This is a genomic window from Phycobacter azelaicus (assembly GCF_014884385.1).
Classification (GTDB): domain Bacteria; phylum Pseudomonadota; class Alphaproteobacteria; order Rhodobacterales; family Rhodobacteraceae; genus Phycobacter; species Phycobacter azelaicus.
Window position 1 is genome coordinate 1,482,829 of the sequence record NZ_WKFH01000003.1, and the last position, 22,332, is coordinate 1,505,160.

20 protein-coding genes are annotated in these 22,332 nt (G+C 60.6%); 13 read left to right on the plus strand and 7 right to left on the minus strand.

Annotated features, from left to right (window positions below; all coding sequences use genetic code 11):
- The first annotated feature begins 86 nt into the window (after nucleotides 1-86).
- Entirely contained in the window at nucleotides 87-905 is an 819-nt protein-coding gene (locus INS80_RS08095) for a sulfotransferase family protein (protein WP_192965136.1), read from the plus strand.
- Nucleotides 906-1,323: 418 nt separating this feature from the next.
- On the opposite strand, the gene ilvD is transcribed toward INS80_RS08095, so the two are convergent.
- Both ilvD and INS80_RS08105 read right to left on the minus strand, forming a co-directional pair.
- A complete protein-coding gene (gene ilvD, locus INS80_RS08100) occupies nucleotides 1,324-3,168 on the minus strand; it encodes a dihydroxy-acid dehydratase (RefSeq protein WP_192965137.1) in 1,845 nt (614 codons plus the stop codon).
- A gap of 111 nt (nucleotides 3,169-3,279) precedes the next feature.
- Entirely contained in the window at nucleotides 3,280-4,461 is a 1,182-nt protein-coding gene (locus INS80_RS08105) for a benzoate/H(+) symporter BenE family transporter (protein ID WP_192965138.1), read from the minus strand.
- Nucleotides 4,462-4,587: 126 nt separating this feature from the next.
- Here INS80_RS08105 and INS80_RS08110 point away from each other — a divergent pair, with 126 nt between their 5' ends.
- The 5 genes from INS80_RS08110 (at nucleotide 4,588) to INS80_RS08130 (ending at nucleotide 8,898) form a co-directional block, all read left to right on the plus strand.
- Complete coding sequence (locus INS80_RS08110; RefSeq protein WP_192965139.1) at nucleotides 4,588-5,157, plus strand: helix-turn-helix domain-containing protein; 570 nt, start codon at nucleotides 4,588-4,590, stop codon at nucleotides 5,155-5,157.
- A gap of 134 nt (nucleotides 5,158-5,291) precedes the next feature.
- Nucleotides 5,292-6,158 carry a DMT family transporter gene (locus tag INS80_RS08115; protein ID WP_192965140.1) on the plus strand — a complete coding sequence of 289 codons (867 nt, stop codon included), beginning with the start codon at nucleotides 5,292-5,294 and terminating at the stop codon, nucleotides 6,156-6,158.
- A gap of 56 nt (nucleotides 6,159-6,214) precedes the next feature.
- Nucleotides 6,215-6,691, plus strand: a complete 477-nt coding sequence (gene smpB / locus INS80_RS08120; protein ID WP_192965141.1) for an SsrA-binding protein SmpB — start codon at nucleotides 6,215-6,217, stop codon at nucleotides 6,689-6,691.
- Between the two features lie 171 nt (nucleotides 6,692-6,862).
- Complete coding sequence (sseA, locus tag INS80_RS08125; protein ID WP_192965142.1) at nucleotides 6,863-7,714, plus strand: 3-mercaptopyruvate sulfurtransferase; 852 nt, start codon at nucleotides 6,863-6,865, stop codon at nucleotides 7,712-7,714.
- A complete protein-coding gene (locus tag INS80_RS08130) occupies nucleotides 7,714-8,898 on the plus strand; it encodes an amino acid aminotransferase (protein ID WP_192965143.1) in 1,185 nt (394 codons plus the stop codon). Before sseA ends, INS80_RS08130 begins: the two co-directional genes overlap by 1 nt.
- A gap of 534 nt (nucleotides 8,899-9,432) precedes the next feature.
- On the opposite strand, the gene INS80_RS08135 is transcribed toward INS80_RS08130, so the two are convergent.
- Nucleotides 9,433-10,743 (minus strand): ammonium transporter, encoded by a 1,311-nt coding sequence (locus INS80_RS08135; RefSeq protein WP_192965144.1) that lies wholly within the window; start codon nucleotides 10,741-10,743, stop codon nucleotides 9,433-9,435.
- Between the two features lie 25 nt (nucleotides 10,744-10,768).
- Nucleotides 10,769-11,107 carry a P-II family nitrogen regulator gene (locus INS80_RS08140; RefSeq protein ID WP_192965145.1) on the minus strand — a complete coding sequence of 113 codons (339 nt, stop codon included), beginning with the start codon at nucleotides 11,105-11,107 and terminating at the stop codon, nucleotides 10,769-10,771.
- A gap of 339 nt (nucleotides 11,108-11,446) precedes the next feature.
- Between INS80_RS08140 and INS80_RS08145 the strand changes: the two genes are divergently transcribed.
- The gene (locus INS80_RS08145; RefSeq protein WP_192965146.1) at nucleotides 11,447-13,657 is read left to right on the plus strand and encodes a transglycosylase domain-containing protein; all 2,211 of its coding nucleotides are present in this window, start codon (nucleotides 11,447-11,449) and stop codon (nucleotides 13,655-13,657) included.
- Between the two features lie 195 nt (nucleotides 13,658-13,852).
- Here the strand turns inward: INS80_RS08145 and INS80_RS08150 are convergent, their stop codons facing one another.
- Nucleotides 13,853-14,440 (minus strand): MlaC/ttg2D family ABC transporter substrate-binding protein, encoded by a 588-nt coding sequence (locus INS80_RS08150; RefSeq protein WP_192965147.1) that lies wholly within the window; start codon nucleotides 14,438-14,440, stop codon nucleotides 13,853-13,855.
- Nucleotides 14,441-14,442: 2 nt separating this feature from the next.
- Nucleotides 14,443-15,207 (minus strand): MlaA family lipoprotein, encoded by a 765-nt coding sequence (locus INS80_RS08155; RefSeq protein WP_192965148.1) that lies wholly within the window; start codon nucleotides 15,205-15,207, stop codon nucleotides 14,443-14,445.
- A 188-nt stretch (nucleotides 15,208-15,395) separates the two neighbouring features.
- On the opposite strand from INS80_RS08155, the gene INS80_RS08160 reads away from it, so the two are divergent.
- From INS80_RS08160 to INS80_RS08185, 6 genes are all read left to right on the plus strand, one after another.
- Nucleotides 15,396-17,129: a type I secretion system permease/ATPase gene (locus tag INS80_RS08160; protein ID WP_192965149.1), complete on the plus strand. Its 1,734-nt coding sequence runs from the start codon at nucleotides 15,396-15,398 to the stop codon at nucleotides 17,127-17,129.
- On the plus strand, nucleotides 17,126-18,430 hold the full coding sequence (locus INS80_RS08165; protein WP_192965150.1) for an HlyD family type I secretion periplasmic adaptor subunit: 1,305 nt from the start codon (nucleotides 17,126-17,128) through the stop codon (nucleotides 18,428-18,430). Before INS80_RS08160 ends, INS80_RS08165 begins: the two co-directional genes overlap by 4 nt.
- Before the next feature lie 102 nt (nucleotides 18,431-18,532).
- Nucleotides 18,533-18,991, plus strand: coding sequence for a RidA family protein (locus tag INS80_RS08170; protein ID WP_192965151.1), 459 nt, complete (start codon nucleotides 18,533-18,535; stop codon nucleotides 18,989-18,991).
- Nucleotides 18,988-19,761 carry a glycerophosphodiester phosphodiesterase family protein gene (locus tag INS80_RS08175; RefSeq protein WP_192965152.1) on the plus strand — a complete coding sequence of 258 codons (774 nt, stop codon included), beginning with the start codon at nucleotides 18,988-18,990 and terminating at the stop codon, nucleotides 19,759-19,761. Before INS80_RS08170 ends, INS80_RS08175 begins: the two co-directional genes overlap by 4 nt.
- 57 nt (nucleotides 19,762-19,818) lie before the next feature.
- Complete coding sequence (locus tag INS80_RS08180) at nucleotides 19,819-21,006, plus strand: GNAT family N-acetyltransferase (RefSeq protein ID WP_192965153.1); 1,188 nt, start codon at nucleotides 19,819-19,821, stop codon at nucleotides 21,004-21,006.
- The gene (locus INS80_RS08185; protein WP_192965154.1) at nucleotides 21,003-21,305 is read left to right on the plus strand and encodes a 4a-hydroxytetrahydrobiopterin dehydratase; all 303 of its coding nucleotides are present in this window, start codon (nucleotides 21,003-21,005) and stop codon (nucleotides 21,303-21,305) included. The genes INS80_RS08180 and INS80_RS08185 overlap by 4 nt, the downstream gene beginning before the upstream one ends.
- Nucleotides 21,306-21,383: 78 nt before the next feature.
- On the opposite strand, the gene INS80_RS08190 is transcribed toward INS80_RS08185, so the two are convergent.
- Nucleotides 21,384-22,142 (minus strand): acid phosphatase, encoded by a 759-nt coding sequence (locus INS80_RS08190; RefSeq protein ID WP_192965155.1) that lies wholly within the window; start codon nucleotides 22,140-22,142, stop codon nucleotides 21,384-21,386.
- Nucleotides 22,143-22,332 lie beyond the last annotated feature (190 nt).

Here is a 22,332-nt window from a genome sequence, read left to right on the forward strand (position 1 = left end):
CGCTCCGGGGTGAAACAAGATTATTTGTCTTTTGAAGGCGATATGGGCATTGTTGCCGCGAACTACAGGCGGAAAGAGGGCGGCAAATGGGGTTTCCGGGAACCTGGATGACCGAAAGCGAAAGCGTGATCTATCGCGTGGTGCCCAAATGCGCCTGCTCGACCATTGGGCAGATCCTCTACTATTCGGATCACGGCCGCTTCTTTGACGGGGATATCCACGATTCCACCGAGGGTCTGCACAAATGGGCTCAGGAGCACAGCCAGGAACGTATCACTCAGGCGGTGCAGGGGCATGAGACCTATGCCTTTACCTGCGTGCGTAACCCCTACACGCGTATCCTTAGCTCGTTCTTTGACAAGATCTGCGGCATCCAGCGCAATGGCAGGAGATACCGCGGCAATCTGGTACCCAAGCTGGCCTATGATTACGGGATCGAGGTCGGCGGCGAGGACGGCAAGCAGGAGTTTGACCAGATCAGGAGCTTTCGACGGTTCCTCTTGTTCGCGCGTGACACCATCCGCTGGCGCCGTCCGATGGATCCGGACATCCACTGGTCGGCGACTTCGGGCCATGTATCGACCTTCATCGTGAACGGCGGCAAATACGACAAGATCATCTGGACCGAGGCCTTCAACGACGGGATGCAAGAGGTGCTTGATGCGATCGAGACGCCGCACAAGGTGGATCTGGCAACGATCCCGCGCTTCAACGAAAGCGAAGGCCACGGCCCCAAACGCGCGCACCCGGTGGAGGATTACTTCGACGATCTGTCCATGCATCTGGTCTACGAGATCTACAAGCGGGATTTCGAGCTGTTCAAATACGATTTCGAAAACCCCGCCAACAAGATGCCAGTGGGAGAGATTGATCTTGACGAGGTGCACGCCAAGCTTGGCGACTGACCTGTTCAGACAAGCGGGGTGCTCCCGCCCATCGTTCTGGCATTGAAAATGCCTATCCGATGGTTGGGCGTGGCGCCGCTGACGCGGCGCCAAGGGTTTTGGCTCAGAAGCGGTTCAGGGGCAGGTCTGCCCTGAACGCGCCATGCCGATTGTGAAAAGGACCCCACCCCGCCTCAAGGGAACCCCGCGCTTCGCGCGAGGCCGCTGGCGCGGCCCTTGACCCGCGGTGCGATCCGGTTCGGCTGGAGGGGCGGCGCCGCGTATGCGGCGCCGGGCCCAAGGCCGCAAAGGGGAATTGCCGAAGGTAAGGCACCTGCGGGCGCGGGAGGGCGTCGGTTTACCTAATTCGGGAAAAGGCTCTGATGAAAAAGGCCCCTCAGCCGGTTTGGCGAGGGGCCTTTATGGGTTCTTGTAGAGGTTACGCGTCGTCCGGCAGCGCGCGGACGGCGCCTTTGGCGGCGCTGGTGGTCAGCATGGCGTAGGCCTTGAGCGCGGTCGAGACCTTGCGCTTGCGCGGTTTTGCCGGTTTCCAGCCTGCCGCATCCTGCGCGGCGCGGCGGGTGGCGAGCTCTTCGTCCGAAACTGCCAGGTGGATCGACCGGTTCGGGATGTCGATCTCGATGGTGTCGCCGGTCTGCACCAGGCCGATGGCGCCGCCTTCCGCTGCCTCAGGCGAGACGTGACCGATCGACAACCCCGAGGTGCCGCCCGAGAAACGACCGTCGGTCAGAAGCGCGCAGGCTTTGCCCAGACCTTTGGATTTGAGGTATGAGGTCGGGTAAAGCATTTCCTGCATCCCCGGACCGCCGCGCGGGCCCTCATAGCGGATCACCACCACGTCGCCCTCCTTGACCTTGCCTGTCAGGATGTCGCTGACGGCCTGATCCTGGCTTTCGCAGACATAGGCCGAGCCGGTAAATTTGAGGATGCTTTCATCCACGCCCGCGGTTTTCACGATGCAGCCGTCCTCGGCGATATTGCCGAATAGCACCGCAAGCCCCCCGTCCTTGGAAAACGCATGTTCGGCCGAGCGGATCACGCCGCCTTTGCGGTCGGTGTCCAACTCCTTGTAGCGGTTGGACTGACTGAACGCCTGCGTGGTGCGCACGCCGCCCGGGGCGGCCTTGAACAGTTCTTCGGCCTCGGGGTTGTTGGCAACGGCGATATCCCATTTGGCGATTGCCTCGCCCATGGTGCTGGAATGTACCGTCGAGCAGTCGTTGTGCAAAAGGCCCGCGCGCGAAAGCTCGCCCAGGATCGAGAAGATGCCACCGGCGCGGTGCACGTCCTCCATGTGGACGTTTTCGATATTGGGCGCGACCTTGCACAGGCACGGCACCTTGCGGCTGAGCTGGTCCATGTGGGACATGTTGAAATCAACCTTGCCTTCGTTGGCGATGGCCAGAAGGTGCAGCACGGTATTGGTCGAGCCGCCCATGGCGATATCGAGGCTCATGGCGTTCTCGAAGGCCTCGAAGGTGGCAATTTCGCGCGGCAGCAGGCCCTTTTCCTCGCCCACGTAGTGACGCTTGGTGATGTCGACGATGCGACGGCCGGCCTCAAGGAACAGCTGCTTGCGGTCGGCGTGGGTCGCCAGGGTCGAGCCGTTTCCGGGCAGGGCGAGCCCCAGCGCCTCGGCCAGGCAGTTCATCGAGTTTGCCGTGAACATGCCCGAGCAGGAGCCGCAGGTGGGGCAGGCGTTTTCCTCGATGTGCTTGACCTGCTCGTCGGTGAAGGTCTCGCTGGCTGCGGCGACCATGGCGTCCACCAGGTCGATTTTTTTGGCGTCTAGATCAGCGATGTCGATCTTGCCCGCTTCCATCGGACCACCTGAGACAAAGATCGCCGGGATATTCAGGCGCATTGCGGCCATGAGCATGCCGGGCGTGATCTTGTCGCAGTTGGAAATGCAGACCATGGCGTCGGCGCAGTGGGCGTTGACCATGTATTCTACCGAATCCGCGATCACCTCGCGCGAGGGCAGCGAGTAGAGCATACCGTCATGTCCCATGGCGATGCCGTCATCCACCGCGATGGTGTTGAATTCCTTGGCAACGCCGCCTGCAGCCTCCACCTCGCGGGCGACCATCTGGCCGAGATCCTTGAGGTGGACGTGACCGGGCACGAATTGGGTGAAGGAGTTGACAATGGCGATGATCGGCTTGCCGAAATCATCGTCCTTCATGCCGGTTGCGCGCCAAAGGCCACGCGCGCCGGCCATGTTGCGTCCATGGGTGGAGGTTCTGGATCGGTACATTGGCATGTGGCTATTTCCCTTTTTTACCCTCAGGGACATGATTTGCGAAACAAATGCAATAACTGAGGAACGGTTTTGGTTGTTTTGCTCTGCATTGTAGAGCTGTTCTGGATGGGATCATGTTGTTTTCCGGAATAGGGCCGGTGCAGGGCGGCTGAGGGTGATGTGCGCGACAAGGCCAATCAGCAGGGCCCAGAAGGGCGCTCCGATACCCAGGAAGCTGATGCCGGAAACCGTGCCCATGAAACACAGGAGCGCGGCCTCACGGCCCGCTGTCGGCTCCAGCGCATGGGACAGCCCGTTGCCGATTGTCGATAGCAAGGCAAGCCCGGCAACGGTGGCCACCAAAGCATGGGGCGCGATCAGGAAAAGTGAGATCACCGCCGCGCCGCCCAGCCCCACAAGGCAGTAGATCACCCCGGCGGCGACCACGGCCAGATAGCGGGTCTTTGGGTCTTCATCGGCCTCGGGGCCTGCACAAATGGCAGCGGTTATGGCGGCAAGGTTGAAAGTATAGCCGCCAAAGGGCGCCAGGATCAGCGAGGCAAGCCCGGTCACCGTCATTGCAGCGGAAACAGGCGGAACATAGCCCGCGCTGCGCAGGGTCACGACGCCGGGCATGTTCTGCGAGCACATGGTGACGATATAAAGCGGCAGACCAAGGCCGATGAACGCTGAAAGCGTGAATTCGGGTTTCACGGCCTCTGGGGTGGCAAGAGTCAAATTCAACTGGGCGATGTCACCAAAGCTGCCCGCCGCGCTGGCCCAGAGAATGCCTGCCAGCAGCACCAGCGGGATCGCATAACGCGGGGCATATAGCTTTGCCATCAGGAAAGCTGCGCCCATGACGGCGACAAGCCAGATGTCTTCTTCCATAGATGAGAACGCCTCTAGCCCAAAGCGGAACAGGATTCCGGCCAAAAGCGCATTTGCCAGCGTGTCCGGGATCAGGCACGCCAGCCGTTCAAACCAGCCGGTAAGGCCCGTCAGCGTCAGCAGGACTGCGCAGAACAGGAAGGCGCCGGTCGCCTCGGGCAGGGTGGTCGCGCCGCCGCCCAACGCAAGCAGAGCTGCGCCGGGCGTGGACCAGGCGGTCAGCACCGGCATGCGGAACCGAAACGACAGGATCAGGCTGGTCACCCCCATGCCAATCCCCAGCGCCAGAAGCCAGCTGTTGGCCTGCGCCTGTGTCGCGCCGAGCGCATCGATGGCCTGAAAGATGATCGCCACCGAACTGGTGTAGCCCACCAGAACGGCGACAGCACCGGCCGTGATATGGGAGAGTTTCAGCTGCGGCATCGGGGTGCTTTCTGAAAGGGGTTTTCCTAGGTTTTTGGCTCTTGTAGGATCAGCCTGTGCGTTATAGCGCACAATATGCGCCGTGCGCTATAACGCACAAGCCTTTTTTGAAGAGACCTGACACAGATGCCGACCCCACCCGCGTCATCCCCTTTGAGCGAAGACAAGATTGCCCAGAATCTGAAGCAGATAAGGGCCGAGGCGGGTTTCAGCCTGTCGCGCGCGGCGGAGGCCACTGGCGTGTCCAAAGCGATGTTGGGGCAGATCGAACGGGGCGAATCAAGCCCGACCATCGCGACGCTCTGGAAGATCGCGAAGGGGTTTCACCTGCCTCTGACTGCCCTGATCGAGGACGCCAACCGCCCCAAGATCCTGGGCGAAAGCGTGTTTCGCACCGTGCAGTTCCCCGGCAGCATCGCGGTCAAGATCGTCTTTCCCTATGATCCCATCCTTGGCGCCGAGACCTTTCATGTGCGCCTGAAGCCGGATCAATGCCACCAATCCCAAGCCCATGATGCGGGCGTCACCGAAGAAGTTTTCGTGCTCGAAGGACCTCTTGAGGTGCTGAGCGACGGGGCATGGAAGCGGCTGGAGGTGGGGGAAGGGCTGCGCTTTGCCGCCGATCAGTCCCATGGTTATCGCGCAGGAAAAGACGGGGCGGCCTTTCTCAACATGCATCACTATCGAACGGCCTGAACTGGTCAGATGATCACGCTGCACCCGCGGGTGGATCACGATATTGTGCCAAGCCCGCTGACAGCGCTTGTTCATCCTGTGCGGCCTGACTAGGGCTAGGGCATAGATGCAAAGGCCGATTGGAGGACGCACCGATGGAGACGCTGCGCGGCAGCCTGTTGATGGTGCTGGCCATGGCCGCCTTCGCGCTGGAGGATATGTTTATCAAATCCGCAGCCCAAAGCCTGCCGGTGGGGCTGATCCTTTTGATATTCGGCTGTGGCGGTATGGTGATCTTTGCGGCCATGGCGCGTGCGCAGGGTCAGCCCCTGTGGCATCCGGGTTTTTGCACGCGCGCGATGGCGTTGCGCTCTTTGTCAGAGGTGGCGGGGCGGCTTTGCTATACGCTGGCCATCGCGCTGACGCCGCTTTCTTCGGCATCGGCAATCCTGCAGGCGACACCGCTGGTGGTGGCGGCTGGCGCGGTAGTCTTCTTTGGCGAGACGGTCGGCTGGCGGCGCTGGCTGGCAATCCTGGCCGGATTCATTGGCGTTTTGATCATCCTGCGCCCCGGGTTGAGCGGGTTCGAGCCTGCCTCTTTGTTTGCCGTGGCCGGAACGCTCGGCTTTGCCGGTCGCGATCTGGCAACCCGCGCTGCGCCAAAGGACATGCACAACAGCCAGCTGGGTCTTTTAGGCTTTGCCATGCTGGTGATTGCCGGCGTCATCATGCTGGGTTGGACTGGGCTCGGTGAGATGCAGGCCGCAGATCTGTCGCCTCGTATATGGCTTGATCTGACCTGTGCCACGGTCATCGGAGTTCTGGCCTATACGGCCCTGACAGGTGCGATGCGACTGGGCGAAATCTCGGTTGTGGCACCCTTCCGCTATACGCGGCTGGTCTTTGCCATGGTGCTAGGCGTGCTGGTTTTTGGCGAACGGCCCGATGCATTGACCCTGATCGGCAGTGCGGTAATCGTGGCCAGTGGAGTATTCACCCTGCTCCGCAGTCACCGTGCCTGACAGGCTATGCTGAGTCATCTTGCGTCTGCCGCCGGGCGCGCTTACATCTGCCTGCCATGGCCAAACAGAAATCAGATCCGAACTACAAGGTAATTGCCGAAAACCGCCGGGCGCGGTTCGACTATGCTATCGAAGAGGATCTGGAGTGTGGGATCATCCTGGAAGGCTCCGAGGTGAAGTCCCTGCGTGCGGGCGGCTCGAACATCTCGGAATCCTACGCGACCGTGGATGACGGAGAGCTGTGGCTCGTGAACTCCTACATTGCGCCTTATGAGCAGGCCAAGATGTTCAAGCACGAGGAGCGTCGCCGCCGCAAGCTTTTGGTTTCGCGCAAGGAGCTGGCGCGGCTGTGGAATGCGACCCAGCGCAAGGGGATGACCCTGGTGCCGCTGGTCCTGTATTTCAACCATCGCGGCATCGCCAAGCTGAAGATCGGCATCGCCAAGGGCAAGAAGAATCACGACAAGCGTGAAACCCAGGCAAAGCGTGACTGGTCCCGCCAGAAGCAGCGTCTTTTGAAGGACGCGCGCTAAAGGCCGTTTTGGCGTGCCATTTGTGTCGTGAAGTTGCAAATATTGTACCGCGTCGGTGCGCTCTCTTGCGCCTTGTGGCGGTGGGTTGTACCCATGCCCGAGCGTTTGTTGCCCGGCACATATGGCCTGGGCGGTATTGGCCCTGCGAACCTGAAGGGGAGGCCTCGAAAGATGGATGATCCGAAAACCCTGGTGTCGACCGATTGGCTGGCGGCCCATTTGAAGGACCCCGACCTGCGCATTCTGGACGGCTCCTGGTACTTGCCGAACGAAAACCGCGATCCCAAGGCCGAATATGACGCCGCTCATATACCCGGCGCGCGCTTTTTCGATATCGACGATGTGGCCGATCACCGCTCGGATCTGCCGCATATGGCGCCGCCGGTGGAAAAGTTCATGTCGCGCCTGCGGGCGATGGGCGTGGGCGACGGGCACCAGGTGGTGGTCTATGATGGTGCCGGTCTGAAATCTGCGGCGCGCGTCTGGTGGCTGTTCCGCCTGATGGGGCAGACCAACGTAGCCGTTCTGGATGGCGGTCTGCCGAAATGGCAGGCCGAGGGACACCCGGTGGAGGACCTGCCGCCGGTGATCCGTGATCGCCACATGACCGTGCGGGTGCAAAACAGCCTGGTGCGCGATGTGACGCAGGTGTCGGCTGCGGCCAAGCTGGGCGATCACGAGATCATCGACGCCCGCGCTGCCGCCCGGTTCCGCGGCGAAGCGCCCGAACCCCGCGAAGGGCTGCGGGCAGGCCATATTCCGGGATCGAAAAACGTGCCCTACACCGACCTTCTGAATTCCGATGGCACCATGAAGGACGCGGCCGGTATCCGCGCCACCTTCGAAGGCGCCGGTGTCGACCTCAAGAAACCTGCCATCACCACCTGCGGCTCGGGCGTGACCGCCGCCGTTCTCAGCCTGGCCCTGGAGCGGATCGGCAAAACCGATCATGCGCTTTATGACGGCTCCTGGTCCGAATGGGGCGCCTTCCCGACCCTACCCGTTGCAACCGGAGAGAACTGATGTTCGAGACCCTCAAACCCCAGCCAGCCGACAAGATCCTGGCGCTGATGCAGATGTACCGCGAAGATCCGCGGGAGCAGAAGATCGACCTTGGCGTCGGTGTCTACAAGAACGCCGAGGGCGTCACCCCGGTGATGCGCGCGATCAAGGCGGCCGAGCACAAGCTGTGGGAAGAAGAAACCACCAAGGCCTACACCGGACTTGCGGGCGATCCTGGCTACGCCGATGCCATGATCAAGCTGATCCTTGCGGATAGCGTCGCGCGCGGAAATATTGCCGCCGCCGCCACTCCGGGCGGCACCGGCGCGGTGCGTCAGGCCTTTGAACTGATCAAGATGGCCAACCCCAAGGCGCGCGTGTTCGTGTCGGATCCGACCTGGCCGAACCACATTTCGATCCTGAAATACGTTGGCATCGAGACCGTCACCTATCGCTATTTCGACCGCGAAACCCGCGGCGTGAACTTTGGCGGGATGATCGAGGATCTGAAGGGCGCCGAAAAGGGCGATGTTGTGCTGCTGCACGGCTGCTGCCACAACCCGACCGGCGCCAACCTGAACGTGAGCCAGTGGCAGGAGGTGATCGACCTTCTGAACGCCCGCGGCCTGATCCCGATGATCGACATCGCCTACCAGGGCTTTGGCGACGGCTTGGAGGAAGACGCGGCAGGCGTGCGCATGGTGGCGGCCCAGACGCCCGAATGCCTGATCGCGGCGAGCTGCTCCAAGAACTTCGGCATCTATCGTGAGCGCACCGGCCTTCTGATGGCGGTCAGCCAGGATGGCAGCGCCCAGGCGCTGAACCAGGGCACGCTGGCGTTCCTCAACCGGCAGAACTTCTCTTTCCCGCCGGATCATGGCGCGCGCCTGGTGACGATGATCCTCAATGATGACGCCCTGCGCGCCGATTGGGCTTCTGAGCTGGAAGAAGTACGTCTGGGCATGCTTGATCTGCGTCAGCAGCTGGCGGATGAGTTGCTGCGGCTCAGCGGCTCGGACCGGTTCGGCTTCATCGCGCAGCACCGTGGCATGTTCTCGCTGCTGGGGACCACGCCGGACCTTGTCGAGAAGATGCGCGTTGACAATGGCATCTACATGGTCGGCGACAGCCGTATGAACATCGCGGGGCTGAACAAGACCACCGTGCCGCTGCTGGCCAAGGCCATCATCGACGCGGGCGTCTGAACGCCTGAACAAATTGACTTGGACAAATTCACCTGGGCCAAGTGAGATGAGAACGACGAAACGCGCTCCTGACTGGGGGCGCGTTTTCATTTGGATGAGGGACCTTCACGAAGGGGGGCTCCCGCGCCCGCAGGTGCCTTGCCTGCGGCAAGACCCCTTTGCGGCCATGGGCCCGGCGCCGCTGACGCGGCGCTGGGGATTTGGCTGAGAGGCGGTTTAAGGGCAGGCCTGCCCTTAAACGCGCCTTGATCATTGTCAAGGACAGCGCACCGCGCCTCAAGGGAACCCCGCGCTTTGCGCGAGGCCGCTTATGCGGCCCTTGACCCACGGCGCGCTTTGATGAGCGGGGCTTTGACGGCAGAGGAGAGCAGCAGGTGCCGCGATAGCGGCGCCGGGCCCAACCGTAGAGGCCCAGTCTTTGACTGTGCCGGAATGGGCGGGAGGGCGCGTCCGATGCTGGGTGAAAGAAGGTTGGACAAAGAAAAACGCGGCCCCGAGAGGCCGCGTTCCTGCATCGTTGTAAGGTGGCTGGGTTTAGCCTGCCTTGAACTCCGGATAGGCTTCCATGCCCAGCTCCGACATGTCGAGACCATTGATCTCATCCTCTTCGGAGACACGGATGCCCATGGTTGCCTTGAGGATGAACCAGACGATCAGCGAGGCCACGAAGGTGAAGACACCGTAGGCGATGATGCCGGTCAGCTGGGTCACGAGGCTGGCGTCGCCGTAGAAGATGACCGCGATGGTGCCCCAGATGCCTGCCAGCAGGTGAACCGGAATGGCGCCTACCACATCGTCGATCTTGAACTTGTCCAGCATCGGCACGGTGAAGACCACGATTACACCACCGACGGCACCGATCCAGAGCGCGCCAAAGAGCGTGGGGGCCAGAGGCTCAGCCGTGATCGACACGAGACCGGCCAGAGCGCCGTTCAGAACCATGGTCAGGTCGACCTTCTTGTACATCACCTGCGTCAGGATCAGTGCGGTCACAGCACCGGCCGCAGCGGCCATGTTGGTGTTGGCAAAGATGCGCGACACGTCGGAAACATCACCCACGGTGCCCATTGCCAGCTGCGAGCCGCCGTTGAAGCCGAACCAGCCGAGCCACAGGATGAATGTGCCGAGCGTTGCCAGAGCCAGGTTGGAACCGGGCATCGGGTTGACGCGGCCATCCTTGTACTTGCCCAGACGCGGGCCGAGGACGATGGCGCCGGCCAGAGCAGCCCAGCCACCTACGGAGTGAACGACGGTGGAGCCTGCGAAATCGGAGAAGCCCATTTCAGACAGCCAGCCGCCACCCCACTGCCAGGACCCGGAAATCGGGTACATGAAGCCGGTCAGGACAACGACAAAGGCCAGGAAAGGCCACAGTTTGATGCGCTCGGCCAGGGCACCGGACACGATGGACGCGGTTGCCGCCACAAACACCAGCTGGAAGAAGAAGTCAGAGCCGACCGAAGCGTAGTCAAGCGCGGCATCTGCTGCGGATACGCCAACCGCATCCAGCACGGTCTGACCACCGAGCGAGAAGAAGCCGTTGAACTCGCCCGGATACATGGTGTTGAAGCCGACCAGCCAGTACATGATGGCCGCGATCGAGTAGAGCGCGATGTTCTTGGTCATCTGCATGGTGACGTTCTTCGAACGCACCAGCCCGCCTTCGAGCATCGCGAAACCCGCAGCCATGAAGAACACCAGGAAGCCTGCCATGCAGAACAGCAGGGTCGTCATGATGTAGGGACCGATTTCGTCAAAACCCGGCGCAGCCGCGTCCTGGGCCAGTGCCAGACCCGGCAGGGCGGCAAACCCAAGGGTGGCAAGTGAAAGTTTCAGTTTACGCATCTGTATTTTCCTCCAGAACGAGCGCTTAGAGCGCCTCGAGGTTGGTTTCGCCGGTGCGCACACGCACGGCCTGTGCCACATCCAGGACAAAGATCTTCCCATCGCCGATCTTGCCCGTGCGCGCGGTGGACGAGATGGTGTCCACCACCTGGTCTGCCAGCTCGCTCGGCACTACGATTTCCAGTTTGACCTTGGGTACGAAGTTCACTTCGTATTCGGCACCACGGTAGATTTCCGTGTGGCCTGCCTGGGCTCCAAAGCCTTTGATTTCCGTCACCATCAGACCTGAAACACCGATTTTGGTCAGCGCTTCGCGGACCTCCTCGAGTTTGAAGGGTTTGATGGCTGCTATGATCATTTTCATCTCGACACCCTTTTCTGGACGGTTCTGTCCGCTCCATTCGCACCCGCAGAAAAGCGGCCACCCCGAGTCGGGGGAACAGGAAGGGGCCTGTTTGGCGGGGCAGGAGGGGGCATTGGCCTAATTATTTTGCTTAAAAAAGCATCAATGCTGTATTTTTGGGCGATTTGAGGAGGGAGTTTGCTGCAAAACTGCCCCTCTACAAAGCAGATGGATCGGTTTATTGTTCCCAAAACGGGCAAACCGGGCAGCAGAGCAATAAAGCATTAACCAGAACTTTGGTCTCGGCGCCGGGCGGAATACTGGACGGCACACCGGGTAGATACTGGGCAGGATACGGACATGGCACAAGGTTCAGGGCGCAGGCCACTGGTAGCGGACAAGCGCTATCCCAAGAGTGGATCCCGAAGGACGGCAAAGTCGGCACGCAAGCCCGCGCAAGGCCGGAAATCTCCGGGCCTGTTAAAGCGCCTGTTCTTTGGGTCTTCGAAAAAGAAGCCAGCCACCCGTCAGGCTGCGCGGCGCAAACGCGGCTTTATCGGAACACTGCTTTTGCCGTTTCGCTGGCTCTTTCGACTCGTCTGGGGGTTTACCTGGCGTGTTGGGCTGATCTGCACTGCATTGGTCGCGCTGGCCGTTGGCTATCAATACGTGAACCTGCCTGAGGTTTCGGCTCTTTTGGACGGGCGGGCCCGCGGCTCTGTCACGCTTTTGGACGAAAAAGGTGAGGTCTTTGCATGGCGTGGAGACCAGTTCGGCGGGGTCGTGACCACCGAGACGGTTTCAAGGCATCTCAAAAACGCGATAGTCGCCACCGAGGACAAGCGGTTCTACCGTCATTTCGGCATCTCGCCGCGCGGCATCGCAAGCGCGGTGCGCATCAACCTGAGCGAAGGGCGCGGGCCGCTCTCGGGTCATGGTGGCTCGACCATCACCCAGCAGACGGCGAAACTCTTGTGCCTCGGTCAGGTTTATGACCCCGATGTCTGGGAGAGCGAACGCGCCTATGAGGCGGATTGTCGGCAGGGCTCCTTGTGGCGCAAAGCGACCGAGGCGGTCTACGCAATGGCGATGGAGGCTAAGTACACCAAGGACGAAATCCTCTCTATCTATATGAACCGCGCCTATATGGGCGGAGGCGCTTACGGGGCAGAGGCCGCCGCGCAGCGCTATTTTGGCAAATCCGCAAACCAGGTGAGCGCTGCCGAGGGCGCCATGATTGCCGGCTTGCTGACGGCGCCGTCCTCTCTTGCGCCGACCAACAACCTCAAACGCTCACAGGATCGCGCGGCGACCGTGCTGCGCCTGATGAACGAGCAGGGGTACCTCTCGGCAGAGGAAACCCGGTATGCCCAGAGCAATCCGGCCGAGCTGAGCGAGGCGGCTGAGGCCCGGGCAGGCGGCTATTTTGCCGATTGGGTCATGGATACCGTGCCTAGCTTCCTTGGCGATCAGACGACCGAGGATGTCGTGATCCGCACAACTCTGGACCAGCGCCTGCAGGCGGCGGTCGAAGAAGCGATGAAGCATGTCTTTGCGACCAAGGTGCGCGAAGGCTCGAAAGCGCAGGCCGCCATCGTGGTGATGAGCGCTGATGGCGCCGTGCGGGCCATGGTGGGTGGGCGCAAAACGCGCGTCTCTGGCGTGTTCAACCGGGCCACACAGGCCAAGCGGCAGACCGGTTCGGCCTTCAAGCCGTTTGTCTATGCCACCGCGCTGGAGCTTGGCTATTCTCCGCTCGATATGGTGCTGGATGCACCCTATTGCCTGAATATTCCGGGGTCAGGCGAGTGGTGCCCGCAGAACTACACGCGTAAATACTATGGTGAGATCACCCTGACGCAGGCGTTGCGGGACTCTCTGAATGTCCCGGCGGTCAAGATTTCCGAAGCTGTCGGCCGTGATCTTGTGCGCCGCGTGGCGGGAGATTTTGGCATCGACAACAAGATGGCGGAAGGGCCGGCTCTGGCCCTGGGCGCTTCGGAGAGCACGCTTCTGGAGATGACAGGCGCATATGCCGGTATCCTGAACGGCGGCTCTTCGGTAACGCCTTACGGGCTGACGTCTCTCAGTCTCGTGGAGGATACGGAGCCTCTGATGGGGACCAGTGGCGGCATGGGCGAGAGGGTGATCCGCCCGGAGGCAGCAAGGCAACTGGTCTGGATGATGGAAAAGGTGATCTCCGAAGGCACTGGCCAGCGCGCTCAGATCCCCGGCTGGCAGGCGGCTGGGAAATCCGGCACCACGCAGGCTGCGCGCGATGCCTGGTTCATCGGCTTCACTGCGGACTACGTGGCAGGCGTCTGGATGGGCTATGATGACAATACGCCGCTGACCGGCGTGACCGGGGGCGGCTTGCCGGCTGAGATCTGGCACGAGGCCATGGTGCGTGTGCATGAAGGGCTGGAACCGAAGCCGCTTCCAATGCAGGAACCGGCGCCGGTGGCGCGGACTGAACAGCGAAACAACGGGTCAGGCAACAGACCTCGTCTGGGACAAGAACTTGGTCGCGCGGTCGATGGCATCCTGCGGGATATTTTCGGGAACAACTGATCGCGCCTCGGAAGAAACGGACTCCCCGCCCGTCTAGGCTGTGCTGACGGATCTAAAAGACAGCTGAGCATGACGCCGCCGCTCACTGCGCGGCACCATGCTCAAAGGAACAGAGGGCTTACCGGGACAGAGGCATTTTCTAATGCAGATGTCCGGGCGGGAGCACCCTGACCGATGGACGAAAGACCGGTTGGGTCAGCTCAGGCGCTTCAGCTCCGCGATCATCTTGTCGATGTCACCGCGGTTCCGGTCAAGGATCGCGCCAATCTCGGTCCGTTCGGTCAGCAGCAGGTTCACGCCTTCGATGTACATATTGAAGAACAGATCCTTGCCAGAGCGGTCCGACACAAGGAAGGTCACTTCGAAAGGGGACTGCCCCTGCAGATAAGCGATGGTCGAAACCTCGTACCATTTTTTCACGCGCTTGACGCCCGTCACCTCAAGTCGCCCGCCAATGAATTCGCGGAAGCGCTGGCCGTATTTGCGCGAGATGTAGCCCTGGAAAGCCTTTGAAAAGGCTTTTTTCTGCGCGGCGCTTGCGCGGCGGCCGTCAACACCCATGGCATAGGCCGCAATATAGGAGGTATCGCTGTAGCGCCCGAAGATACGTTCGAAATCCCGGTACATCGCAGTTTCCGATTTGCCCGAGGCGATGACATTGTTGATGTCGGTCACGAGAGCATTGATCAGACGGCCTGCGGATCCCTCATCGAGGGCAGACAGTGCGGCTGGTGCGACCAGAGTTGCGGCCCCTGCGGCGGCAAGAAACATACGACGTTTCATCGTTAAAACCCTTCAGTATCCAATTCGAACGGATCGATTTCCGTGATTTCGGCGCTTTGTCCCAACTCAAAGCGGCGATTTTGCAAGTAGATCAGACGCGCCTGAGCATAGCTATCGGCGCTGTCGTAAAGAATGGAGTCAATTGTGTCGGAATATCTGCCACGATCTCCAAGGCGACGCACGATCTCAGCGTAGACACCGATATTGTCGGCTGGATTTTGCCGGGCAAAGGTGATCGGGTTGGTGAAAAAGTCGGCAATCACGCCGACAGCATCCCGAGAGGTCGACGGCCCATAGACCGGCAACTCCACATAGGCGCCCTCGCCGAAGCCCCAAACATGCAAGGTCTCGCCAAAGTTGGTGTCCACCGTTGGAATGTCAAAGGCGCTGGCCGGATCGGACAGTCCGCCAACACCCACGACCGTGTTGATCGCAAACCGGGCCAGCGCGATGCCCGATTCTTTGACGTTGCCCTGCAAAAGCGCGTTTATGGCCTGCCCGGGCATCGAAAGGTTTTCTGCGAAATGCGAAAAACTGGTCACCATCGGCTCCGGGACGATCGCGACATAGCCTTTGGATGCCGGACGAAAGGCCAGCCGATCTACGCCACGGTTAAACTTGTGAATGGCCCGGTTGGTATTCTCATATGGGTCGAATATCTCGCCTGCGGCTTTTGCCGCAGGGTCCTGTGTCGCGCAGCCGCTCATCAAGACCCCTGAAAAAAACAGGGTAACCACAACAAAGATCGATCGGGGAAAATAAGACATCAGCTCCGGGTTTTCCTTGGTCCAGATTTGCCGCACATACTGGGCACATATTGGGAATGTTCTTCTATCCCACCCATGAAACGTTTTGAGTATCAGACTGTGACAGATATGGAACAGGTTTGCGTCGCCCAGCCTTGATCCCTGCTTTAATATGAACTGGGCGGATTGAACAGGTATTGGATCCTGACATGAAGGAAAAACAACTTAAACCCGGATTGGATGAGCTGCGCGCCGTTCGGCGCCGCAGTCGCGGGCTTTACTGGTCCACCGGCATTTTCAGCTTTTTCGTGAATATGCTGATGCTGACCGGACCGCTTTACATGATGCAAGTCTACGATCGGGTGCTGGGCAGCCGGTCCGAGGCGACCCTTGTTGCGCTATCGCTTCTGGTGGTCTTTCTCTATGGGATGATGGGGCTTTTGGACTATGCCAGGGGGCGTCTTCTGGCGCGGGCGGGTGCACGTTTCCAGTCGGCTTTGGACCATCGGGTTTTTGATGCGATGATACGGCGCTCGGCCGTGGCCCGCGATCCTGTTGCGCAGACCGGCCTGAACGATCTGGAATCTGTCCAGCGGTTTATCTCGTCTCCGGTCCTTGGAGCGGCCTTTGATTTGCCGTGGACGCCCATTTTCCTTGCTGGCATCGCCCTGTTCCATCCTTGGCTGGGCATTCTCGCGCTCGCCGGGGGGACCATTCTGATCGGAATCGCGCTTCTCAATCAGCTGTTCAGCCGCACGCCGCAGCAAAAGGCAAGTGCGTCCGGTCACAAGGCCAATCTGATGTCGGAGGAGATCCGTACGGAAGCAGAGATGATCCAGGCGATGGGCATGCGTGATGCCGCGTTCCAGCGTTGGACCACAGCCCGCAGCGCAGCCTTGAGAGACAACCTTGTTGCCAATGATACCGGTGGCGGGTTCACCACATTGACCAAGACCCTGCGCCTGTTCCTACAGTCTGCCATGCTCGGGCTTGGCGCTTACCTTGTCTTGCAAGGAGAGATGACACCTGGAGCCATGATTGCCGGTTCCATTCTGATGGGCCGGGCCCTCGCTCCGATCGAGCTCGGTTTGGGGCAATGGCCTTTGGTGCAGCGCGCCATGAAGGGCTGGGACAACCTGGGTGAGCTTTTGGCCAAGGTCCCCCCCGAACAGGAGCGTACCGCCCTGCCGAAACCCAAGGCTCTGCTGGAAGTGCAGGGATTGGCCGTCGTTGCGCCCGGCGACAAAAGGCCCCTTCTGCGCAATGTGAGCTTTCGCGTTCAACCCGGGCAGGCCATTGGCGTCATCGGCCCGTCGGGATCGGGAAAATCGACCCTTGCCAAAGCCCTGACAGGTGCCTGGCGTCCTGCGGCCGGTACCGTACGGCTGGATGGGGCCTCTGTCGATCAATACGCGCCCGAAGTTCTGGGTAAGCATATCGGCTACCTGCCGCAGCGCGTGCAGCTGTTCGATGGCACGATTGCCCAGAACATAGCTCGGCTGAGTGCGCAGCCTGATGCCGAGAAGGTCGTGGCCGCCGCCAAGAAAGCTGCCGCCCATGATATGATCGTCAAACTGCCCGAAGGCTATGACACGCCTGTTTCTGCTGGGGGCGGGCGCCTTTCGGGCGGGCAGATGCAACGCATTGCGCTGGCGCGCGCGCTTTATGATGATCCGGTGATCGTCATTCTGGATGAGCCCAACTCCAACCTTGATAACGATGGCTCGGTGGCTCTCAATCACGCGATCAAACAGCTCAAGGCTGATGGCAAATCCGTGCTCATCATGGCTCATCGCCCGGCAGCGATTCAGGAATGCGACACGCTTCTTGTGATCGATCAGGGTGTTCAGGCCGCCTTTGGTCCGAAGGACAAGGTACTGAAAGAAATGGTGGCCAACCATCAGACGATCCAGAAGTCCAAGACGGCCGGAGGTGTGCAATGAGCGTTGAACAGGAATGGTCTGCCCGCCGACCTCTGATCATCGGTCTGATCGGACTGGTGGTTCTTGTCGGCGGTTTTGGCAGCTGGGCTGTCATGTCCTCAATCGCAGGTGCGGTTGTTGCCAGCGGCCGGATCGAGGTGGATCGCAACCGTCAGGTGGTGCAGCATCTGGACGGTGGGATCGTTTCGGAAATCCTGGTGGACGAGGGCGACACCGTGATTGCGGGCGATGTCCTGTTTCGCCTTGATGCGACAGGTCTGAAATCGCGTTTGACCATCACCGAAGGGCAGTTGTTCGAACTCATGGCTCGTCGTGGCCGCCTTGAGGCGGAACGGGACGAGACGGACGAGATCAGTTTCGACCCCGAACTGATGGCCCTTGCCGCTGAACGGGACGAAGTCCGCGACCTGATGGAGGGACAGCAGCGGCTGTTTCTGGCCCGGCGCGATTCTCGGGCGCGTGAGATTGAACAGCTGGAAAAGCGCGGTGCCCAGATTGAGGACCAGATCGTCGGCATCAAGGCGCAGCAGGATTCGATACGCGTTCAGCTGGATCTGATCGGCGAGGAGCTGAAGAATCAGGAAACTTTGCTGCAACGTGGTTTGGCCCAAGCCGGGACCGTACTGAACCTGCGCCGAACGCAGGCCAATCTCAGCGGCTCTCTCGGTGAACTTCTGGCCAATCAGGCGCAGGCCGAGGGCCGGATTACCGAGATCGACATCCAGATCCTGTCGCTGGAAACCCAGCAGCGCGAAGAGGCAATCACTCGCCTGCGCGATCTGCGCTACCAGGAGTTGGAGCTTGCGGAAACACGCCGCTCGATCCTGGAAAAGCTGAACAGGCTGGATATCACGGCCCCTGTTTCGGGAGTCATCTACGGGCTTCAGGTTCACACGCCCCGCTCGGTCATACGCCCGGCGGAACCAGTGCTGTATCTGGTGCCGCAGGACAGACCTCTGGTGATTGCGGTTCAGGTTGCCCCCACGGACATTGACCAGCTGTTTGTCGGGCAATCCGCGGCGCTGCGCTTTTCGGCTTTGGACCAGCGGCAGACACCTGAGCTGTTCGGAAAGGTGTCGCAGGTTTCGGCCGATGCTTTCGAGCAGGAAGGCACCGGCCTGTCCTACTATCGCGCCGAGGTCGAACTGGACGAAGGCGAATTGGAGCGCCTGCCCGAGGGAACGGTGCTCATTCCAGGAATGCCGGTGGAAAGCTACATCCGCACCAATGACCGCTCGCCCATGGCCTATCTGCTGAAACCTCTGACAGACTATTTCGTCAAGGCCTTCCGGGAAACATGATCCGCAGCGCCTCGGCCGCGTGCTGGGGCGGTTTTGCTCTTTTCGACCGCGTGTATCGGCGCTAGCGTCGCCGACAACACAGAGATTGAAAGGACACAGATCATGAGCATCGAAGCCAAACTCGCAGAACTGGGGGTCACCCTGCCCGAAGCCCCGGCGCCGGCGGCGAACTATGTGCCCTTCGTCATTGCGGGCGACATGGTCTATGTGTCCGGTCAGATCTCGGCGGATGAGAACGGGCTGATCACCGGCACTCTGGGCGATGATATGGATGTCGAAGCCGGTCAGGCGGCGGCGAAACGCTGTGCGATTTCCCTGCTGGCGCAGCTCAAGGCAGCTTGCGGTGGCGATTTGGAGCGCTTGGTGCGGGTCGTGAAGCTGGGCGCCTTTGTGAATTCCACTGCCGACTTCACTCAGCAGCCACAAGTGGTCAACGGCGCCTCCGATTTTCTGGTCGAGGCTCTGGGCGATGCGGGCCGTCATGCACGTTCTGCCGTGAGCAGCCCCTCGCTGCCCCTTGGCGTTGCCGTTGAAATCGACGCGGTGTTCCAGATCAAATGAGGCCCCCGCTGCCGCAGTCCCTGCTCCGGTCGCCGGTGGCCCATCGCGCGCTGCATGATGTGGCGCGGGGCCGCCCTGAGAACAGCCGCGCGGCGATCCGCGCGGCCATCGCGGCGGGCTATGCGATCGAGATCGACCTGCAGCTGTCCTCGGACGGCTGCCCAATGGTGTTTCATGACGATGACCTCGACCGTCTTACGGATGAAAGGGGCCCGGTCCGCGCCCGCACCTGCGCGGAACTGAGACAGATCCCGCTGAAGGGCGGCGATGGCGAAGGCATACCCGATCTGGCCGAGGTGCTTGATCTGGTGGCCGGGCAAGTGCCTTTGTTGATCGAGGTGAAAGACCAGGACGGGCAGATGGGGCGCAACGTGGGCGCGCTGGAGGCTGCGGCGGTCAAGGTGCTTGACGGGTACCAGGGGGATATCGCGCTGATGTCCTTCAATCCCCATTCGGTTGCCGAACTGGCCCGGCTGGCGCCCGGCATCGCGCGCGGGATCGTCACCAGCGCCTATGTGCCGGACGAGTGGCCCGAACTGCCCCGCGCGGTCTGCCACGACCTGCGCAATATCCCCGATTTCGAGCGCAGCGAAGCCTGTTTCATCAGCCACGAGGCCAGCGATTTGTCCCGTCCCCGCGTGCAGGGCTTGCGGGATGCGGGTGTGCCGGTTCTGTGCTGGACCATCACCTCGCCCAGCGAGGAGGCAGAGGCGCGCGCCCTTGCGGACAATGTGACCTTTGAGGGTTATCTTTCCCCCCTGCCGACTTGATCCGCGCCCACAAGAGGCCAGATACTGAGGCAAAACGGGAAAGGCCAAACCGGGCAGATGGAGCAGGCAGAAATCGAAATTCGGGTTCTGGAAAGCCTCGCGCAGATTGCGGAGAGCGACTGGGACGCTTGCGCCTGCCCCGAGGCGGCGGATGGCGGCCGCCCGCTTGATCCTTTCACCACGCATCGGTTTCTGCTGGCGCTGGAGCAAAGCGGCTCTGTCGGGCGCGGCACCGGCTGGCAGCCGCAGTACCTTACGGCCTATCAGGACGGTACGCTCATTGCCTGCGCGCCGCTTTATGCCAAATCCCACAGCCAGGGCGAATATATCTTCGATCACAACTGGGCCCATGCCTATGAACGGGCCGGGGGGCGCTATTATCCGAAACTGCAGATCGCGGTGCCCTTCACGCCTGCCACCGGGCGGCGCTTTCTTGTGCGCCCGGGATATGAGGGGATCGGCCATTCGGCTTTGGTGCAGGGCGCGGTGCAACTGGCGGCGGACAATCGGCTGTCCTCTTTGCATGTGACCTTCTGCACCGAAACGGAGGCCGAGATCGGCGAAGAGATGGGGCTGATGAGCCGGGCGACACAGCAGTACCATTGGCTGAACGATGGCTATCGCGATTTCGATGACTTCCTTGCGGCGCTGTCCTCGCGCAAGCGCAAAACCCTGCGCAAGGAACGGCGCGAGGCGCAAGCCTTTGGCGGTGAGATTAGCTGCTACACCGGCGCGCAGATCCAGCCTGAACACTGGGATGCCTTCTGGGCCTTTTACCAGGACACCGGCAGCCGCAAATGGGGCACGCCTTACCTGACGCGGCAGTTCTTTGACATCGTGCATGAGACCATGGCCGATGACATGCTTCTGGTGCTGGCCGAGCGGGATGGATACCCCGTCGCGGGCGCGCTGAACTTTATCGGGCGCGAGACGCTTTTTGGCCGCTACTGGGGCTGCATCGAACATCCCCCCTTCCTGCATTTCGAACTGTGCTACTATCAGGCCATCGAACAGGCCATCGCCATGGGGCTGTCGCGGGTCGAGGCGGGCGCACAGGGCGAGCACAAGCTGGCGCGCGGCTACCTGCCCACGCAGACCCACAGCCTGCACTGGATCGGCGATCCGGGCTTTGCCGATGCGGTGAAACGCTATTTGCAGGCCGAGCGCGCCGCCGTGGAAGAAGAGATCGAGATCCTGACGGACTATGGCCCTTTCAAAAAGGTGCAAGTGGAGGAACAGGAATGACCGAAAAACTATCCGAAGCCACCCGAGGCCCGCTGCTGGACCCGCTGTTTCAGGCGGGCTGGAGCATGGTCGAGGGGCGCGATGCCATCACCAAGACCTACACCTTCGGCGGCTTTGACGAGGCCTTCGGCTGGATGACCCGCGCCGCGATCTGGGCCGAGAAATGGAACCACCATCCGGAGTGGAGCAATGTCTACAACCGGGTGACGGTGGTGCTGACCACCCACGACGTGGGCGGCCTCAGCGCGTTGGACGCAAAACTCGCCCGCAAAATGGACGCGCTGTTTCCGGGGGAGTGAGGGGAGGGAAGCTGGGCGGGGCGTCCTTGCGGTTCTGAGCCGACATTTAGCCTAAGCGCCTATCTGGTTCGATTGAGGTTAATTCCCTAGCGCTTTCCACTCTTTTTGAGCAGCTTCAAGATCCACATTGAACTGCTCGACATCCATCTGATAGCTCAGGACCGCTTCCGCAACTTTAATGCCCGCCTCGATGTCAGAGAGATAGTGAACCTTACATACGACACGAGAGTGACCGTAGTCCTTGCCGCGCTCAATCAACTCATCAGCACGTTCAGGAGCGACCTTAGCCAGTACTAGCGAAATGCCATAGCCTGCCGCGGTGTGTCCTGAAGGATAACCACCATCATCGCGCAAGTAGTCTTCTGCATACGGCGTACATGTAGGCAGTCCAAACTTGGCGAAGGGACGTGTACGTTGATAGTGATCCTTCGCATCATACGTTGACAGACCGTAGTCAGATATTGAGCGTGCGATTAAAGCGTAGATGGCAGGTGTGCTTTCGATGCTGATCGTCTCACCCAAAACCGCACCGAATACCTTTGAATAATAGTCAGGGCTGATTCTAGCGTCTTGTGTCGCCTGTGCGACACGTGATGGGGCGTATTCCTGCAAGGCGGCCCGCATGTCTGCATTGTAGGCTTCCGTGCCCTTTGAAGGAGGGGGAGCGACGATCGCCATCGCTTCGACCTCGTCTTCAAGATATGGAGTATAGAAAGTGTAAGCGCCCCGCTTTGTAGGCTCTAGATCAAGGATGTTGGTAGGCTCCAAAGCCAAAGCAATTCCCGAAAAGCCGGTTAGCGCTATGATCACCGTGGCGATGTTTAGTTTGGGGTTCATGGAATTTTCTCCACTATCGCTATGTTATTACATATAATGCTTGCGACGAGAATCGCCACCATTTTTTTGAAGCCATAGAGGCAAGAGAGTTGGATTTCTGGCAGCGAAAACCATCACTTTGGGCTCTGAACAGGCGTTCGCTGCGTCATGCACGAAGGTCCGCTTTTCGCGTGCAACGCGCGATCCGGTT

What these genes read in the sequence shown, in the direction of transcription:
- INS80_RS08095 (WP_192965136.1), top strand. Translation starts at nt 87, where the DNA reads ATGGGGTTTCCGGGAACCTGGATGACCGAAAGCGAAAGCGTGATCTAT.
- ilvD (WP_192965137.1), bottom strand. Translation starts at nt 3,168, where the DNA reads ATGCCAATGTACCGATCCAGAACCTCCACCCATGGACGCAACATGGCC.
- INS80_RS08105 (WP_192965138.1), bottom strand. Translation starts at nt 4,461, where the DNA reads ATGCCGCAGCTGAAACTCTCCCATATCACGGCCGGTGCTGTCGCCGTT.
- INS80_RS08110 (WP_192965139.1), top strand. Translation starts at nt 4,588, where the DNA reads ATGCCGACCCCACCCGCGTCATCCCCTTTGAGCGAAGACAAGATTGCC.
- INS80_RS08115 (WP_192965140.1), top strand. Translation starts at nt 5,292, where the DNA reads ATGGAGACGCTGCGCGGCAGCCTGTTGATGGTGCTGGCCATGGCCGCC.
- smpB (WP_192965141.1), top strand. Translation starts at nt 6,215, where the DNA reads ATGGCCAAACAGAAATCAGATCCGAACTACAAGGTAATTGCCGAAAAC.
- sseA (WP_192965142.1), top strand. Translation starts at nt 6,863, where the DNA reads ATGGATGATCCGAAAACCCTGGTGTCGACCGATTGGCTGGCGGCCCAT.
- INS80_RS08130 (WP_192965143.1), top strand. Translation starts at nt 7,714, where the DNA reads ATGTTCGAGACCCTCAAACCCCAGCCAGCCGACAAGATCCTGGCGCTG.
- INS80_RS08135 (WP_192965144.1), bottom strand. Translation starts at nt 10,743, where the DNA reads ATGCGTAAACTGAAACTTTCACTTGCCACCCTTGGGTTTGCCGCCCTG.
- INS80_RS08140 (WP_192965145.1), bottom strand. Translation starts at nt 11,107, where the DNA reads ATGAAAATGATCATAGCAGCCATCAAACCCTTCAAACTCGAGGAGGTC.
- INS80_RS08145 (WP_192965146.1), top strand. Translation starts at nt 11,447, where the DNA reads ATGGCACAAGGTTCAGGGCGCAGGCCACTGGTAGCGGACAAGCGCTAT.
- INS80_RS08150 (WP_192965147.1), bottom strand. Translation starts at nt 14,440, where the DNA reads ATGAAACGTCGTATGTTTCTTGCCGCCGCAGGGGCCGCAACTCTGGTC.
- INS80_RS08155 (WP_192965148.1), bottom strand. Translation starts at nt 15,207, where the DNA reads ATGTCTTATTTTCCCCGATCGATCTTTGTTGTGGTTACCCTGTTTTTT.
- INS80_RS08160 (WP_192965149.1), top strand. Translation starts at nt 15,396, where the DNA reads ATGAAGGAAAAACAACTTAAACCCGGATTGGATGAGCTGCGCGCCGTT.
- INS80_RS08165 (WP_192965150.1), top strand. Translation starts at nt 17,126, where the DNA reads ATGAGCGTTGAACAGGAATGGTCTGCCCGCCGACCTCTGATCATCGGT.
- INS80_RS08170 (WP_192965151.1), top strand. Translation starts at nt 18,533, where the DNA reads ATGAGCATCGAAGCCAAACTCGCAGAACTGGGGGTCACCCTGCCCGAA.
- INS80_RS08175 (WP_192965152.1), top strand. Translation starts at nt 18,988, where the DNA reads ATGAGGCCCCCGCTGCCGCAGTCCCTGCTCCGGTCGCCGGTGGCCCAT.
- INS80_RS08180 (WP_192965153.1), top strand. Translation starts at nt 19,819, where the DNA reads ATGGAGCAGGCAGAAATCGAAATTCGGGTTCTGGAAAGCCTCGCGCAG.
- INS80_RS08185 (WP_192965154.1), top strand. Translation starts at nt 21,003, where the DNA reads ATGACCGAAAAACTATCCGAAGCCACCCGAGGCCCGCTGCTGGACCCG.
- INS80_RS08190 (WP_192965155.1), bottom strand. Translation starts at nt 22,142, where the DNA reads ATGAACCCCAAACTAAACATCGCCACGGTGATCATAGCGCTAACCGGC.